Here is a 15,581-nt window from a genome sequence, read left to right on the forward strand (position 1 = left end):
ATGAGACGCACCCGCATCACCGGCATCACCGCCGGACTCGCCCTCGTCGCTGTCGCGGCCGCCACCGGTGTGAGCGCCCTGGAGGAGGACGGGAAGACCACCGTCACCGCCTACTTCGAGCGCGCCACCGGCGTCTACGCCGGATCCGACCTGCGGATCCTCGGCGTCAAGGTCGGAACCGTCACCTCCGTCGAGCCCCGTGGCGAGGAGGTGAAGGTCGTACTGCGCCTCGACCGGGGCATCGACGTCCCCGAGGACGCCCACGCCGTTGTCGTCGCCCCGAGCCTCGTCGCCGACCGCTACATCCAGCTCGCCCCGGCCTACGACGGCGGCCCCCGGCTCGCCGACGACGCGGTCCTGCCCGCCGCCCGCAACGCCACCCCCGTCGAGGTCGACGAGCTGTACGCCTCCATCACCGAACTCTCCACCGCGCTCGGCCCGAACGGGGCCAACGCCGACGGGGCGCTCGCCCGGCTCCTGGACACCGGGGCGAAGAACCTCGACGGCAACGGCAAGGCCATCGGGGACTCCATCGAGCAGTTCGGCAAGGCCACCAAGACGCTCGACCGGAGCAGCGGCGACCTGTTCGACACCCTGGCCCACCTCCAGACCTTCACCACCATGCTCAAGGAGAACGACGGCAACGTCCGCAGCGCCGAGCAGCAACTGAACACGGTCACCTCCTTCCTGGCCGACGACAAGAAGAACCTCAGCGCGGCCCTCAAGGAACTCGGCACCGCCCTCGGCCAGGTGAAGGCCTTCATCGCCAAGAACCGGGGCGCGCTCAAGAAGAACGTCGAGGCCCTGGTGCCCGTCACCCAGGCGCTCGTCGACCAGCGCGCCTCGCTCGCCGAGGCGATGGACACCCTCCCGCTCGCCGCAGGCAACGTCCTCAACGCCTACGACCCCGCCAACCGCACCCTCAACGGGCGCGCCAACCTCAACGAACTGTCCATGGGGGGACCGCTCGTCGACCCCGGGGCCGCCTCCGCAGCCGGCCGGCTCACCGGCCTCGCCCCCGTCGACGCGACCCGCCGCAAGGCCCTGCCGGTCCTGCCGCTCCCGGAGGTCGGCACGGTCTACGGCACCCCCGAGAAGCAGCCCGGCAAGCAGCCCGGCAAGCAGAAGGGGGCGCGACGATGAACGACGACGACCGGCGCAGACCCGTCGTACGGGCCGCCGTCGGAGCCGTGGCCCTGCTCGCCACCGGCGCGCTGATCGCCCTGGTCGTGGTCCGCCCCGACGGCCCCACCTTCACCGGCATCGAACAGATCCCCCTGCCCGGCGGCGCGGACCTCGGCGACCGGCCCTACGAGGTCACCGCCGAGTTCGGCGACGTCCTCAGCCTCGCGCCGCAGTCCTCGGTCAAGGTCAACGACGTGGCCGTGGGGCGCGTCACGAAGATCACGCTGGCCCCGGACGGCTGGCGGGCCCGGGTCACCATGCAGGTCAACGGGAAGATCAAGCTCCCCGCGAACGCCTACGCCCGCCTCGAACAGTCCAGCCTGCTCGGTGAGAAGTTCATCCAGCTCGCCCCGCCCCCCGAAGGCACCGCACGCGGGTCGCTCGCCGCCGGCGGCCGCATCCCGCACTCCCGCACCAACCGGAACCCGGAGGTCGAAGAGGTCTTCGGCGCCCTCTCCCTGCTCCTCAACGGGGGCGGTGTCAACCAGCTCAAGACCATCACCACCGAACTCAACAAGGCGCTCGCCGGGCAGGAACCGCAGATCCGCTCCATGCTCAACCGGGTCGACACCCTGGTGACCAACCTGGACGAGAACAAGAGCGACATCACCAAGGCCCTGGACGGCGTCAACCGCCTCGCCGCCACCCTCGCCACCCGCAAGCAGGACGTCGGCACGGTCCTCACCGGACTCAGCCCCGGGCTCAAGGTCCTGGAGAAACAGCGCGGCTCGCTGCTCACCATGCTGCGCTCCCTCGACACCCTCTCCACCGTGGCCGTCGACACGATCAACCGGAGCAAAGCCGACATGATCGCCGACCTCAAGGCGCTCGCCCCGACCCTCAAGGCGCTCGCCGACTCCGGCCAGGACCTCCCCGACTCCCTCCAGGTGCTGCTGACCTACCCCTTCACGGACGAGGTGCTGCGCGGCGTCAAGGGCGACTACCTCAACGTCTACCTGGACGTGGCGGCCGTGCCCGGTACGCAGATCATCCCCGCGCTCACCCCGGATCCCCCCGGGATCCCGCTGCCACCGGCCGAGGGCGGGGGCGCGGCCGCCCGGGGCGCGCTGCCCCTGCCGCTTCCCGTCGTGTCGGGAACGCCGAAGACCGGCGCGCCGAAGACCGAAGCGCCCGACGCGTCGAAGCCCGGCGCTCCGGGGGCCTCGAACCCCGCGAAGGGGGCGACACCGTGATCACCCTCTCCATCCGGCTGAAGAACCTCGCCTTCCTCGTCATCGCCGCTCTGGTCCTCGGCTACCTGGGTGTGCGGTACGCCGATCTCGGCCACTACGTCGGACTGCGCAGCTACTACACCGTCACCGTCCAACTCCCGCAGACGGGCGGCCTGTACACCCACTCCAACGTCACCTACCGGGGCGTCTCCGTGGGCCGCGTCGGCCCCATCGAGCTGACCGACGACGGTGTCGAGGCCGAGCTGCGGATCGAGAACGACGCCCCGCCGATCCCGGACAGCCTCACCGCCGTCGTCGCGAACCTCTCGGCGGTCGGCGAGCAGTACGTCGATCTGCGGCCCACCCGCGAGGACGGGCCCTTCCTGGGCAACGGCTCGGTCATCGACGAGGCCGACACCAGCACCCCCGCACCCCCCACCGACGTCCTCACCAGCGTCGACGACCTGGCGAGCTCCGTGGACCTGGAAAGCCTGCGGACCGTCGTCGAGGAGTTCGGGGCCGCCTTCGAGGGGCGCGGCGACGACCTCCAGGTCCTGCTGGACACGAGCGGCGACTTCATCGAGGCCGCCGACAAGTCCCTTCCGGTCACGACCCGGCTGATGGCCGACGGCGAGCGCGTCCTGCGCACCCAGGCCGAACAGGGGCAGGCACTCAAGGGCTTCGCCTCGGGGGCCAAGGAACTGGCCGCCGAACTCAAGGGCTCCGACGGCGACCTGCGCCGCCTCATCGCGACCACCCCGGACGCCGCCGTCCAGATCAGCGGGCTGCTGCGCGACCTGGATCCCGCCTTCGGCGTCGTCGTCGCCAACCTCCTCACCACCTCGGAGGTCGCCGTCACCCGCCAACGCGGTCTGGAGGAACTTCTCGTGAAGCTGCCCGCCGTGGTCGCCGCCGGAGCGAGCGCGGTCGACGACGACGGCGCCCGGTTCGGGATGTCCGTCACCTTCTTCGAACCGCTGCCGTGCACCGCGGGGTACGGCGGCACGGTCTACCGCAACGGCCTCAACACCTCGGACGGGCCCGCCGTGAACACCGCCGCCCGCTGCACCTCCTCGCCCGGCACCGGCATCAACGTCCGGGGCAGCGCCAACGCCCCCAAGGGCGGCCCGGTGCCGAAGCCGGCCGTTCCGGGCTCGATGAAGCTGCCGGGAACCGTGGACGCCGGGTCCGCGAGCACACAGCCGCCGACCGAGGGCATGGCCGGGCTGCTGGGCCTGGGAGGCGGCTCATGACGCCCCGCACCCGACGCCGGGCCGGCTGGGCCGTGCTGCTCGTCGCCGCTCTGGTCTGCGGCCTGGGTGCCTGGTCGTACGGGCAGGCGCGCGGCGACCGTTCCCTGTCCTACGCGAAGGCCCGCGACACGGCACTGGCCGACGGCAGACGGCACCTCGCGACGCTGAACAGCCTGGACGGCGAGAACGCGAAGCGGGTCGACGACGGGCTGCGGGCCTGGCTCGACTCCTCCACGGGTCCGCTGCACGACCAGCTGGAGCGGACCCGTAAAGCCGACGCGAAGTCCCTGACGACCGCGGGCGACACGGCCAGGGGCAAGGTCACCTCGGCGGCGCTGACCGCACTGGACGAGCGCACGGGCACGGCGGAGCTGATCGCCACCGTGGACGTCGCGGTCACCCCGCGCACCGGCGCGCCCGGTACCCAGCGCAAACGGTTCGGGGCGACCCTCGCCCGTACGGCCGACGGCTGGAAGGTCAAGGCGCTCACGGCGATCGGAACGGGCGGCGGCCGATGAGACCGCGGGGAGGAACGACCACGGTGAACAGCACGGCAACGGACGCGGCGGAAGTGGCGGACGCGACGGACGTGACGGACGCATCGGACCCGACGGACGCCACGGCGGAGAAGGACGCACCGGCCGCACCGGACGCACCGGGTGAGCCGGGCGAGCCGGACGTGTCGGATGGCGTGGACGTGTCCCGCCGCCGATGGCCGCGCGTCCTCGGCGCACTTCTGGCGGTCGCCCTGATCGCCACGGGCGGCGCCCTGTACGCCGAGGGACGCCAGCTGCGGGACACCCCGGCCACGGCGAACCTCGCGCTCACCGACGCGGAGGCGACCACCCGTGTCACCGGCGACGTCAGCAGCGCGCTCGGGAAGATCTTCTCCTACGGCCCCGGGGCCACGGCCGCCACCAGGGCGGCGGCGAAGGAGATCCTGGCGGGCAAGGCGCTCCAGCAGTACGCGGCGCTGTTCGGCCAGGTCGAGCGGCAGTCCGCCGACCAGAAGCTGACGCTCACCACCGAGGTCGTCCGGGCCGGGGTGACCCGGCTGACCGGCAGCAGCGCCCACCTCCTGGTCTTCCTCGACCAGGTCTACGAGCGCCGGGGCCGCGCCCCCACCACCGCCTCCGCGCAGCTCACGGTGGTCGCGGAACTGCGCGAAGGGCGCTGGTGGATCGTCGAGATCGGCTCCACATGACGGCGGGCCGGAGGCGATGGCGCACCGGTCCGGTTCGGCAGGCAGGGGAGAGGCAGCACATGGCACGGCAGCGGACGGCACGGCAGGGAACGGCACCGGAGGGCACGGGGCGGGAGGGCTCGGCGGGGGCGGTGCGGGCGGGAACGAGGAATCCGCTGGTGATCGTCGCGCTGGCCCTGGCGGTCTGCGCGGCCGGAGCGGCGGGCTGGGGCGGCTGGCTGCGCTACGAGGCCACGCACGACGACGCGGCGGCCTTCGCGCGGACGCGGGACGACGCACTGGCGGCGGGCGAACAGGCGGTGCAGAACATGAACACCCTGGACCACCGGTCGCTGGAGAAGGGGCTCGACAGCTGGGAACAGTCCACCACCGGCGATCTGCACCGCCAACTCGTCGACGGACGAGATGCGTTCGCCGAGCAGATCGCCGAGGCGAAGACGGTGAGCACGGCGGAAGTCCTCTCCGGCGCGGTCACCGAACTGGACGAACGGGCGGGCCGGGCAGGGGTGATGGTGGCGCTGCGGGTCACCGTGACCGCGCCGAAGGGCGAACCGGCGGTGAAGGAGAGCCGGTTGCTCGGAAGTCTCACCCGCACGGCCGGGGGGTGGAAGCTCAGCGCGCTGGGCCAGGCGCCCGTCGGCGGCACGGGCGGCTGACCCCCCGCCCCCGCATCCGCCTGCCCCGCACGTTCCGGAGAGGACCCCACGCATGTCGACGACCCGTCACCTCGTGAACCGCCGCCGCCGGCTGGCCACGGCGCCACCGCGTACGCCGGGGGCCGAGCCGGATCAGGCTTCCGAGCAGGCCACCGCCACCGCCACTGCTACCGACACCGATGCCGATGCCGGACCGCAGGCTGCGCAAGACACCGCCTCCGATCTCGATGCCGACACGGATGCCACGGCCGGCTCCGACACCGCCCCCGACGCCCCGGGGAACGCCCCCCGTGGCAAGGCGTCCCGCCTGCGCGTCGGACTTCCCGCCGTGCTGTGCGCCCTCACCGTCCTCCTCGGAGCCTTCGCCGTCTGGGCGTTCGCCTCGGCCGGCGACCTCCGCGACGAGCCGGCCCGGCAGAACACCGCGCTCACCGACATCGGCCGGACCAGTGAGGTGAAGGGCCGGATCAGCGAGGCGGTCGGCGCGGTGTTCTCGTACGACTACGCCTCGCCCGCCCGGTCCGACCGTGCCGCGAGCACCTATCTGACCGGCCGGGCCGTGCAGCAGCACAAGGACATGCTCGCCGACGTACGGGAGCAGGCTCCGCGGCAGAAGCTCGTCCTGACCACGACCGTGACCGAGAGCGGGGTCGAGTTCCTCGACGGCGACCGCGCCCGGCTGCTGATCTTCGCCGACCAGAGCAACACCCGTACCGGCAAGGACGAGGAGACGACCTACGCGGCGGCCATGTTCGCCGTGGACGCCGTCCGCCGAGGGGACACCTGGCTGATCGCCACCATCGACACGTTCACCCGCTGAGCCCCGGAGAGGGGAGTCCAGATGACCTTCAACCGCACGGTGCGCCGCCGGATCGGGACCACGGCCACCGCCGTCGCCGCGATGACCGCGCTCACCGCGTCCCAGGCCCCGGGGTTCGCACCGTCCGAGCCCCGGCAGGGGAAGGCGGCGTCGTCGGACGACGTCGTGTGGAGCGAGGTGCCGGGAGACGACGCCTACCACACCGAGTTACCGCCGCTGCGGTCCCCGAAGCCGCCCGCGCCCCTGAAGCCCGGGGCGAAGCCCGATCCGCTCGTGGCCCGCGCGTGGTCCGAGGCGGGCATTCCGGCGACCGTGCTGGCCGCCTACCGCAAGGCGGAGAGCGCGGTGCGCCGCGGTGACCCGGGCTGCGGACTGCCGTGGCAACTGCTCGCGGCGATCGGCAAGGTCGAGTCCGGCCAGGCGTCCGGCGGGCGGGTCGACGCCCGGGGGACGACGCTCACCCCGATCCTCGGCCCCGCGCTCGACGGGAGGGGCTTCGCCCTGATCCGGGACACCGACGGCGGGGCGTACGACGGCGACCGCGCCTACGACCGGGCCGTCGGGCCGATGCAGTTCATCCCCTCGACCTGGGCGACCTGGGGCGCGGACGGCAACGGCGACGGCCGCCGGGACCCGAACAACATCTACGACGCGGCGCTCGCCGCCGGGCGCTACCTCTGTGCGGGGTCCCGCGATCTGACCCGCGGCGCCGACCTCGACCGGGCCATCCTCAGCTACAACCGGTCCGACACCTACCTGCGGACCGTACGGTCCTGGCTGGAGTTCTACCGCAGCGGCAGCCACCCGGTCGCCGACGGCAAGGGCGTCCTCCCGGCCAGCCCCGGCCCGGGCGGCAAGACCCCGCCCAAGGCGCCGGTCGGCGGGCCCGGCGCACCGGCACGTCCCGGCAAGGGCGACGGCGGCGTCGTCGTCGGCCCGCAGCCCACCCGGCCGCCGAGCCCGACGCCGACACCTCGTCCCACGGGCCCCGGCTCACCGAGCCCGAGCCCCGACCCGACGGACCCCGGCCCCACCGACCCCGGCCCGAGCCCGAGCCCCGACCCGACCGGTCCGACCGACCCGGGTCCCACCGAACCCGGCCCGAGTCCCAGCCCGACCGGCCCCACCACACCGCCCGACCCCGGCGAGACCGACCCGGGCTGCCCCGACGACACCCCGTCGCCGTCCCCGTCCGGCGACCCGGGTACGGCGGACCCGGGCGCGTCGGACGAGCCCTGCGCCACGCCGACCGGTGAGCCGGGATCAGCCGCCTGACAGCACCTCGGACAGGTCGTAGGAGACGACCTCCTCCAACTGGGCGTACGTACAGCCCGCGGGGGACCGGTCCGGCCGCCACCGACGGAACTGGGTGGTGTGCCGGAACCGGTCGCCCTCCATGTGGTCGTAGGCCACCTCGCACACCCGCTCCGGGCGCAGCGGCACCCAGGACTGGTCCTTCTTGCCCGACCAGCGGTTCTGCGTCCCCGGCAGCCGGGACCGCTCGTGCGCCGCCGCGTCCGCCCAGGCGCTCCACGGGTGCTCGGCGAACCCGACGCGCAGCGGCGCGAGTTCCTCGGCCAGTTCGGCGCGCCGCTTCATCGGGAAGGCCGCGCAGACCCCGACGTGCTGGAGCTTGCCGTCGGCGTCGTACAGGCCGAGCAGGAGCGAGCCGACGATTGGGCCGCTCTTGTGCTCGCGATAGCCCGCCACCACGACGTCGGCGGTCCGCTCGTGCTTGATCTTGTACATCGCCCGGGCGTCGGGCCGGTAGGGGAGATCGAGCGGTTTCGCCACGATCCCGTCGAGCCCGGCCCCCTCGTACCGTTCGAACCACTCCCGGGCGACCTCGATGTCCGTGGTGGCCGGGGCGAGGAACACCGGCGCGGACGCTTCCGAGAGCGCCGCCCTCAGCACCTCCCGCCGGTCCGCCTGCCGGGTGGGGAGGAGGGAGGTGTCGTCGACGGCGAGGACGTCGAAGGCGATCAGGCTCGCCGGGGTCTGTTCGGCGAGCAGCCGTACCCGGGAGTCCGCCGGATGGATGCGTTCGCCGAGCCGCTCGAAGTCGAGCCGCCCCTCGTGGGCGATGACGATCTCCCCGTCGATCACACAGCGCGGCGGGAGGTTCTCCCGTACGACGTCGACCAGGTCGGGGAAGTAGCGGGTCAGGGACTTGCCCGTCCGGCTGCCGAGCTCCACCTCGTCGCCGTCCCGGTACACGATCGCCCGGAAGCCGTCCCACTTCGCCTCGTAGCTCATGCCCGGCGGGATGGTGGAGACCGACTTGGCGAGCATCGGCTTCACGGGGGGCATCACCGGCAGGTCCATGGGCCGATTCTGGACCGCCCTCGTGCCCATGTCTCCCGATGTGCGGCATATGTGCGACCGGCCTACGGTGGCCGTCATGGGAGCAGCGGTGGAGCTGGACGCGGGCGGACGGGCCGTGAGGCTGTCCAACCCGGACAAGGTGTACTTCCCGGAGAAGGGCTACACCAAGAGGGACGTGGCCGAGTACTTCCTGGCGGTGGGGCCGGGGATCACCCGGGCCCTGAACCACCGGCCGACCACGCTCCAGCGCTTCGTGGACGGGGTGGAGGGCGACTTCTTCTACCAGAAGCGCGCCCCGAAGAACCTCCCCGAGTGGATCCCCACCGCCCGCATCGCCTTCCCGAGCGGCCGCCCCGCCGACGAGATCTGCCCCACCGAGCTCGCCGCCGTCATCTGGGCCGCCAACCTCGGCACCCTCACCTTCCACCCCTGGCCCGTCCGCGCCGGGGACACCGACCACCCCGACGAACTCCGCATCGACCTGGACCCGCAGCCCGGCACCACCTATGCCGACGCCGTCACCGCCGCCCACGAGCTGCGCTCCGTCCTGGAGGACCACGGCGTACGCGGCTGGCCCAAGACCTCCGGCGGCCGGGGCATCCACGTCTTCGTGCCCATCGAGCCCGCCTGGACCTTCACCGAGGTGCGGCGCGCCACCATCGCCGCCGGGCGCGAGCTGGAGCGGCGGATGCCCGAGCGGGTGACGACCGCCTGGTGGAAGGAGGAGCGCGGCGAGCGGATCTTCGTCGACTTCAACCAGACCGCGCGCGACCGCACCATCGCCTCCGCCTACTCCGTACGCCCCTTCCCGCACGCCCCGGTCTCCGCGCCGCTGCGCTGGGAGGAGATCGACGACGCCGAACCGCGCGACTTCGACATCGTCACGCTCCCGGCGCGCTACGCCGAACTCGGCGACGTCCACGCCGACATGGACCAGGAGGCGTTCCGGCTCGACGCCCTGCTGGAACTGGCCGACCGGGACGAGAAGGAGCGCGGGCTCGGCGACATGCCCTATCCGCCGGAGTATCCGAAGATGCCCGGCGAGCCCAGGCGCGTCCAGCCCAGCCGCGCCCGCCACGACGACGACGGCGAGATGGCGTGAGCGGGAGCGGTGACCGGCACGGCGCGCACGGGCGGGCCCCGACGCTCCGGGAGCGCTGGGAGACGTACAAGAACAGCCCGTTCCTCCCCGCTACCGTCCTCGTTCTGATCGTCGCCGCCGCGGCCGGTCTCTTCGCCGGCTCCTACACGTACGCGATGGCCGACCCCACCCCGCACCGCATCCCGGCCGCCCTGGTCACCCGGCCGGAGGTGGTCCGCGGCGAGGCGTTCGTCGCGGGAATGGAGAAGGCCCTCGACGCCTCCCTCGAACTGCGCGACTACCCGGACGTCCCCGACGCCCGCCGCGCCATGGACGAGCAGAAGGTCTTCGCGATCGTGCGCGCGTCCGACGGGGGAGTCGCCCTCGACGTGGCCGGAGCCTCCGGCGCGTCCGTGGCCGAGCTGCTCGGCAAGGCGGGCCTGGAGGTGGGCGACGCCACCGGGGTCGAGGTCACGGTCCGGGACATCAAGCCGCTCCAGCGGGGCGACCCGCGCGGACTCGCCCTGTTCTACATCTCGCTGGCCGCCGTGATCATGGGCTTCCTCGGCGCGATCCAGCTCAGCGTGCACGCCCACGGCCTGAACCCGGCCGAACGCATCGCCTTCACCGTCGCCTACGCCCTGCTCGGCGGATTCGCCATCGCCGCGGCCGTGGACTGGTGGCTCGGGGCGGTGGACCTGCCGTTCGTCCAGTCCTGGCTGATCCTGGCGTTCACGATGTTCACCTCCGGCATGGTCTTCACCATGTTCAACACGTTGATGGGCCGCTGGGCGATGATCCCCACCTGGGGCGTCATGGTGCTGCTCGGCAACCCGTCGTCCGGCGGGGCGGTGTCCTGGCCGCTGCTGCCCTCGGTGCTCGGGCACATCGGCCGCTGGCTGCCGCCGGGCGCCTCCGTCAACGCCCAGCACACCGCCGTCTACTACCAGGGGCACCAGTTCGTCTTCCCTTACCTGGTCCTCGCCGGCTGGGCGCTGGTCTCCTGCACGGTGTTCTGGGTGTGGCGGCACCGACACCCCGGTGGCCGCGCCCGCACGCCGGAGCATGCGGACGCGGCCACCTGAGCGGGCCCTGCGGTCTACAGCTCCTTGATCCGGATGTCGCGGTACGAGATGACGTCGGTGACGCCGTGCACCTGGAGCCCGATGTAACCGGAGGCGAACCGCCGGCCGTCGGTGCCCGGGTCGTCGCCGCGCGGCGGCTCGAAGAGCTGACCGCCGGTGTTGTCGAACTCGTTGATCAGGACACCGTTGCGGTAGATCTCGAAGTGCTGGTCCACCACCTTGATCTCGTAGTCGTTCCAGGTGCCCTTCGGCGTGACGCCGGCGCCGCCGAGACCCACCCGGTCGAAGCCGTACACCGAACCGGTCTTGTACATGTCGCCGTCCGGCCGGTCGTTGACCTGGATCTCATGGCCGTACTTGATGGCGACCCACTCCGGGCGCGACTCCTCCGGGTGGTCGTGGACCTTCGGGAAGCGGACGAAGACCCCGCCGTTGGCGTTGCCCGAGCCCGGGGCGTCGTCCCGCCACTGGAGCTTGAGCGAGTAGTCGCCGTAGGCCCGGTTCGGCAGCCACAGCATGCCCATCCCGTCCACCGTGGTGGAGCTGGTGATGGAGCCCTCCTCCTCGTTCAGCTCGAACTTGCCGCCACCCACGTGCTGCCACTTGGCGAGCGAGGCCGCCGTGCCGTCGAAGAGCTTGGTGTAGCCCTCGACCTGGCCCGGCTTCCCGATGCCCGACTGCTTGGCGGCCTGGTTGATGGCCCTGCGCTCGCGCTGGTCGATGACGCCGTCGGTCTTCAGCTTGTCGAGCACCGTCGTCACGTGCTTGAGGAACAGCGCGTGGGAGGACCAGTCCTTCTCGTCCTCGATCAGCTCGTTGATCGTGCAGCGGTTGCGCGTGATCCTGTTGGGCACGCCCGTGTCGATCGTGCCGACGAAGACGGTGTGCCGCTCGTCGAACTCCGCGCAGTTCGGCGCGGGAACCCCGCCGCCCTGGGCGATGGTGAACGACACCTTCTTCGCCTCGGAGGTGTTGCCCGCCTTGTCCGTCGCCCGGTGGGCGATGGAGTGGTAGCCGACCCGGTCGACGATCACCGGGGTGGTGTACGCCAGGTAGGGACCGCCGTCGAGGGAGTACTCGACCTTGTCCACGCCCGAGTCGTCGTCGGTCGCCGAGACGGTGGCCTTGGCGCTGGTGATGAACGCGCCGTCGCTGTTCCTGTCGCCCTCGACCTTCACCGAGGTCTCCGGAGCCGTCTGGTCCTGCGACGGCGGCTCGACCACGGTGAAGTCGACGGCCTTCTCGTCCGCCACGTTGCCCGACCGGTCGGTGGCCCGGTAGCGGACCTTGTGCTCGCCCACCTCGTGGACCATCACCGGTGCGGTGTACGGCTGCCACGCGCCGTCCGCGCCGAGCGCGTACTCGATGGTGTTGACGCCGGAACCGGTGTCGGACGCGGTCACGGTGACCGTGGCCATCCCCAGGTACGCGCCCGCGTCGTCCTTCTCGCCCGAGACGGTCGCCGAGGTCTCCGGCGGCGTCTTGTCGTCGGTCGGCGGCGCGGCGACCGCGAAGTCGACGGATTTCTCCGCCGCCACGTTCCCGGCCTTGTCGGTGGCCCGGTAGCGGACCGTGTGCTCGCCGACCTCGTTCACCACGACGGGCGCGGTGTAGGGCTGCCACTCGCCGTCCGCCCCGAGGGCGAACTCGACGGTGTCGACGCCGGAGCCCTCGTCGGTGGCCTCGATGCCGACCGTGGCCTGGCCGATGTACGCGCCGTCGCCGTTCTGGTCGCCGTCGACCTTCGCCGAGGTCGCGGGGGCCTCGGTGTCCTCGCCGCTGCCCTCGGTGACGGTCAGGATGCCCTGCATCATGCCGTGGCCGGGGATCGTGCAGTGGTAGAAGTACCGGCCGGGCGACAGCGTGACCTCCACGCTGTGCTTGCCGCCTTCGGCGTCACCCGGGTTGGCCAGGATGTTCAGCTGGACGTCGTTGTTGAACTCCGGGTCCGACACGCTGAACGTCAGCGTGTGCGGCATGCTCGTCGTGTTCCCGGTGGCGGTGCTGTTCTCGAAGACGATGGTCGCCTTGCCGGCCACCGCCGTCTTCGGCGCGGACAGATAGCGGTCGATCGGGTCGCCCGCGGTCCAGTTCAGCACCTGGTCGGCTGCGGCCGCCGGGGGAGCGTCGTCCCCCTTGCCGTACGCGGCCGTCGAGGTGAGTCCGAGGACCATCAGGAGGGAGGCCAGCAGGGCCACCCAGAAGCTCGGCGGACGGTGCCGCCCGCGTGCGAGGTGCGGGTGATGTCTCACTTCGCTGCCGCCTTTCCGACGAGATCCTTGGCGGCCGGGGTCGCGGCGCCGCCCTTGTAGGTCACGCGCCACAGCGCGGACTTGGGGTCGGAGGTGAAGAAGCCGCGCCCGTAGTCCAGGACGTACAGCGAACCGTCCGGCGCGAACTTCCAGTCCATCAGGTTGCGGATGCCGTCCGCCCCGACCGGGATGATCTTCTTCAACGACTCGGCGTGCGTGGGCAGTCCGCCCTTGCCGACCGTCTTCGGGTCGGTGAGCACGGCGTGCCGGGGCTGGGTGTCGTCGTAGAAGTCGCCGACGAACCACTTGCCGTCCCAGTAGGCGGGCCACTTGGCGGTGGACCCGCTCTGCGCGTCGTAGCGGTAGACCGGGCCGTTCATCGTGGCCTGCCCGCCGCCCTTCAGCCAGGGGAGCAGTTCCTTGCCCTCCTCCGCCTTGTAGCTCGGCACGCCGTTCGCGTCGCGCGGGTAGTCGACCCCGCCGCCCTGCGGGGAGTACCAGATGGTGTTCGGGGTCACCGGCGGGATCTTGACCAGGCCGTCGTTGTGCGGCGACTCGTTCTTCGGGGCGTCGCAGTCGTACCATCCCAGCGGCTTGCTCGGGTCGGGCAGATTACGGTCCCGGTAGGGCTGGTTGTTGCCCATGCAGTACGGCCAGCCGTGGTTGCCGGCCTTGGTGATCGCGGCGAACGTGTCGTACTTCGCCGGACCCCAGGTGGTGGACGGGGCGCCCGCGTCGGGGCCGACCCAGCCCGCGTACAGCGTGTCCGTCGAGGCGTCGATCGAGATCCGGGCCGGGTTGCGCACACCCATCACATAGATCTCGCCCCGGGTCTTCCCGCCGCCCTCGTCCGGCTCCTCGCCGGTGAAGAGGTTGCCGGACGGCAGGGTGTACGTGCCGTCGTCCTCCGGGTGGATCCGCAGGATCTTCCCGTTGAGGTTGTTGGTGTTGCCCGCGGTGCGCCGCGCGTCGGCGAAGCCGACGCCCTTGTAGTTCGGCTCCGGGTTGTTGCCGGAGTAACCACCGCTGAAGCCGGAGGAGTTGTTGTCACCGGTCGCGATGTACAGGTTGTCCTTCGAGTCCCACGCCATGCCGCCGCCCGCGTGGCAGCAGCTGTTGATCTGCACCGGCCAGCCGAGCAGCACCTTCTCCGAGGCCAGGTCCAGCTTGCCGGTCGCGGAGTCGAAGGTGAAGCGGGAGACCTGACGGGTCGCCATGCGCTTGTCGCGGTCGATCTTCGCGTGCGGGGTGTAGTGCAGGTACACCCACCCGTTGGACGCGAAGTCCGGGTCCAGCTCGATGCCGAGCAACCCCTCCTCGACCTTGACCAGTTCGTCGCCGCCGCCCTTGTTGCCGAAGACGTCCAGCGCACCCGCCAGGGTGACCTTCCTGGTCTTCGGGTCGTAGACGTGGATCTCGCCCTTGCCCTTGCCGATGTTCGGGTCGTTCCAGTCGATGACGACCGGGACGGAGCTGTCGGCCCCGCCGCGCCCGATGTAGAAGACCCGCCCGTCGGGTGCGGTCACCAGACCGTGCGGTTCGCCGATCTGGTCGTTCTGGCCCGGCTGGTTGGGCTGGGTCAGGCGCTCGGCGGTGTAGTTGGAGGTGATCGTCGCCTTGCAGTCGGCCTGCGAGGTCCGGTTCGTCCAGGCGAGGGCGCCGCGCAGATGGTCGCGGAAGTCGGTCTCCGCGAAGCTGTCCGCCGTACCGCCCATGGCCGTGTAGAAGGACCGGCCGCCGTCGTAGTCGCGACACCAGGAGACCGGGTGGTCCCAGCCGTTGGCGCTCGCGCCCGGTTTGTACGTCAACTCCCGTACGCGTGCCACGGTGTGCACGTCACCGGACGGGTTCTTCGTCCAGTTCAGCCACTTGTCGGGGCGCTTCCACTCCAACGGCAGGTTCTTGGTGGCCGGGTGGATCCGGTCGCCGATCTCCACGGTCGCCCGCTGTACGGAAGCCGGGCTGTTCGCCGCGGGACGCGCTCCGACCAGTCCGGTGAACCAGTCCGAGTACGGTTCGGTCCGCGCCGCGTCATGGATGCCGAGGAAACCGCCGCCCGCCTCCATGTAGGCCTCCAGGCCCGCTTCCTGCTCCGGGTCGAGGACGTCGCCCCCGCCGGTCAGGAAGACGACGGCGTGGAAGGAGCCGAGCCGCTTGCCGTTGGTGAAGACCTTCGGGTCGGCCGTGGCCACGGTGGTGAACCGGCCGGCCTCCGGGCCGCTCAGCCCGATCTTCTCGATCGCCGCGATACCGGCGTCCGTGTACGGTGCCTCGTCGCCCGCCGAGGCGTGGAAGACCAGCACCTTGACCTGGTTCGCGGCGCCGGGCGGAGTCGGCAGCGACAACGTTGTCGCCATCTTCTCCACCAGGGCCCGGTCCGGCGACGGATCCGCGCTGGCCGGGCCGCCGCTGCCCAGCATGGACACGGTCAGTGCGCCGGCCGCCACGGCCGCCGCGAGGCCGCGTCGTGATCTGGACCGGTGATGTGATGCGCGCTGCATGTGGTCACCCACCCCTCTGTGGTCACTGCACCTCTCGGTGACTGTGG

13 protein-coding genes are annotated in these 15,581 nt (G+C 71.7%); 10 read left to right on the forward strand and 3 right to left on the reverse strand.

Annotation, left to right across the window (positions count from 1 at the left end):
- From IE272_RS12830 to IE272_RS12865, 8 genes are read left to right on the forward strand one after another with little or no spacing between them, the layout of a single operon-like run.
- On the forward strand, positions 1–1,143 hold the full coding sequence (locus IE272_RS12830; protein ID WP_190006879.1) for an MCE family protein: 1,143 nt from the start codon (positions 1–3) through the stop codon (positions 1,141–1,143).
- On the forward strand, positions 1,140–2,378 hold the full coding sequence (locus IE272_RS12835) for an MCE family protein (protein ID WP_073959565.1): 1,239 nt from the start codon (positions 1,140–1,142) through the stop codon (positions 2,376–2,378). Before IE272_RS12830 ends, IE272_RS12835 begins: the two co-directional genes overlap by 4 nt.
- Positions 2,375–3,610 (forward strand): MCE family protein, encoded by a 1,236-nt coding sequence (locus IE272_RS12840; protein WP_050359272.1) that lies wholly within the window; start codon positions 2,375–2,377, stop codon positions 3,608–3,610. The genes IE272_RS12835 and IE272_RS12840 overlap by 4 nt, the downstream gene beginning before the upstream one ends.
- Positions 3,607–4,128 (forward strand): hypothetical protein, encoded by a 522-nt coding sequence (locus tag IE272_RS12845; protein ID WP_032792232.1) that lies wholly within the window; start codon positions 3,607–3,609, stop codon positions 4,126–4,128. Before IE272_RS12840 ends, IE272_RS12845 begins: the two co-directional genes overlap by 4 nt.
- Positions 4,125–4,814 carry a hypothetical protein gene (locus tag IE272_RS12850; protein WP_179890816.1) on the forward strand — a complete coding sequence of 230 codons (690 nt, stop codon included), beginning with the start codon at positions 4,125–4,127 and terminating at the stop codon, positions 4,812–4,814. The genes IE272_RS12845 and IE272_RS12850 overlap by 4 nt, the downstream gene beginning before the upstream one ends.
- 59 nt (positions 4,815–4,873) lie before the next feature.
- Entirely contained in the window at positions 4,874–5,470 is a 597-nt protein-coding gene (locus tag IE272_RS12855) for an Rv1363c family protein (RefSeq protein ID WP_250571351.1), read from the forward strand.
- Positions 5,471–5,522: 52 nt separating this feature from the next.
- Positions 5,523–6,290, forward strand: a complete 768-nt coding sequence (locus IE272_RS12860; RefSeq protein WP_098892867.1) for a hypothetical protein — start codon at positions 5,523–5,525, stop codon at positions 6,288–6,290.
- A gap of 21 nt (positions 6,291–6,311) precedes the next feature.
- Entirely contained in the window at positions 6,312–7,565 is a 1,254-nt protein-coding gene (locus IE272_RS12865; RefSeq protein WP_190006880.1) for a lytic transglycosylase domain-containing protein, read from the forward strand.
- Here IE272_RS12865 and IE272_RS12870 read toward each other — a convergent pair.
- On the reverse strand, positions 7,554–8,615 hold the full coding sequence (locus tag IE272_RS12870; RefSeq protein ID WP_190006881.1) for an ATP-dependent DNA ligase: 1,062 nt from the start codon (positions 8,613–8,615) through the stop codon (positions 7,554–7,556). The two genes, IE272_RS12865 and IE272_RS12870, sit on opposite strands and share 12 nt — an antisense overlap.
- Before the next feature lie 76 nt (positions 8,616–8,691).
- Here IE272_RS12870 and ligD point away from each other — a divergent pair, with 76 nt between their 5' ends.
- Together ligD and IE272_RS12880 are read left to right on the forward strand one after the other, a co-directional pair.
- Entirely contained in the window at positions 8,692–9,717 is a 1,026-nt protein-coding gene (gene ligD, locus IE272_RS12875; protein ID WP_229897293.1) for a non-homologous end-joining DNA ligase, read from the forward strand.
- A complete protein-coding gene (locus tag IE272_RS12880; RefSeq protein ID WP_190006882.1) occupies positions 9,714–10,781 on the forward strand; it encodes an ABC-2 transporter permease in 1,068 nt (355 codons plus the stop codon). The genes ligD and IE272_RS12880 overlap by 4 nt, the downstream gene beginning before the upstream one ends.
- A gap of 14 nt (positions 10,782–10,795) precedes the next feature.
- Here the strand turns inward: IE272_RS12880 and IE272_RS12885 are convergent, their stop codons facing one another.
- Together IE272_RS12885 and IE272_RS12890 are read right to left on the reverse strand one after the other, a co-directional pair.
- Complete coding sequence (locus IE272_RS12885; protein WP_098892865.1) at positions 10,796–13,033, reverse strand: OmpL47-type beta-barrel domain-containing protein; 2,238 nt, start codon at positions 13,031–13,033, stop codon at positions 10,796–10,798.
- Positions 13,030–15,534 (reverse strand): ThuA domain-containing protein, encoded by a 2,505-nt coding sequence (locus IE272_RS12890; protein ID WP_229897294.1) that lies wholly within the window; start codon positions 15,532–15,534, stop codon positions 13,030–13,032. Before IE272_RS12890 ends, IE272_RS12885 begins: the two co-directional genes overlap by 4 nt.
- Positions 15,535–15,581: the final 47 nt, after the last annotated feature.

Origin of the sequence: Streptomyces anulatus, from assembly GCF_014650675.1 — a bacterium.
Classification (GTDB): domain Bacteria; phylum Actinomycetota; class Actinomycetes; order Streptomycetales; family Streptomycetaceae; genus Streptomyces; species Streptomyces anulatus.

Bases quoted from the DNA above. Each gene is read 5' to 3' on its own strand.
- IE272_RS12830 (WP_190006879.1), top strand. From the start codon at position 1: ATGAGACGCACCCGCATCACCGGCATCACCGCCGGACTCGCCCTCGTC.
- IE272_RS12835 (WP_073959565.1), top strand. From the start codon at position 1,140: ATGAACGACGACGACCGGCGCAGACCCGTCGTACGGGCCGCCGTCGGA.
- IE272_RS12845 (WP_032792232.1), top strand. From the start codon at position 3,607: ATGACGCCCCGCACCCGACGCCGGGCCGGCTGGGCCGTGCTGCTCGTC.
- IE272_RS12850 (WP_179890816.1), top strand. From the start codon at position 4,125: ATGAGACCGCGGGGAGGAACGACCACGGTGAACAGCACGGCAACGGAC.
- IE272_RS12855 (WP_250571351.1), top strand. From the start codon at position 4,874: ATGGCACGGCAGCGGACGGCACGGCAGGGAACGGCACCGGAGGGCACG.
- IE272_RS12860 (WP_098892867.1), top strand. From the start codon at position 5,523: ATGTCGACGACCCGTCACCTCGTGAACCGCCGCCGCCGGCTGGCCACG.
- IE272_RS12865 (WP_190006880.1), top strand. From the start codon at position 6,312: ATGACCTTCAACCGCACGGTGCGCCGCCGGATCGGGACCACGGCCACC.
- IE272_RS12870 (WP_190006881.1), bottom strand. From the start codon at position 8,615: ATGGACCTGCCGGTGATGCCCCCCGTGAAGCCGATGCTCGCCAAGTCG.
- ligD (WP_229897293.1), top strand. From the start codon at position 8,692: ATGGGAGCAGCGGTGGAGCTGGACGCGGGCGGACGGGCCGTGAGGCTG.
- IE272_RS12890 (WP_229897294.1), bottom strand. From the start codon at position 15,534: ATGCAGCGCGCATCACATCACCGGTCCAGATCACGACGCGGCCTCGCG.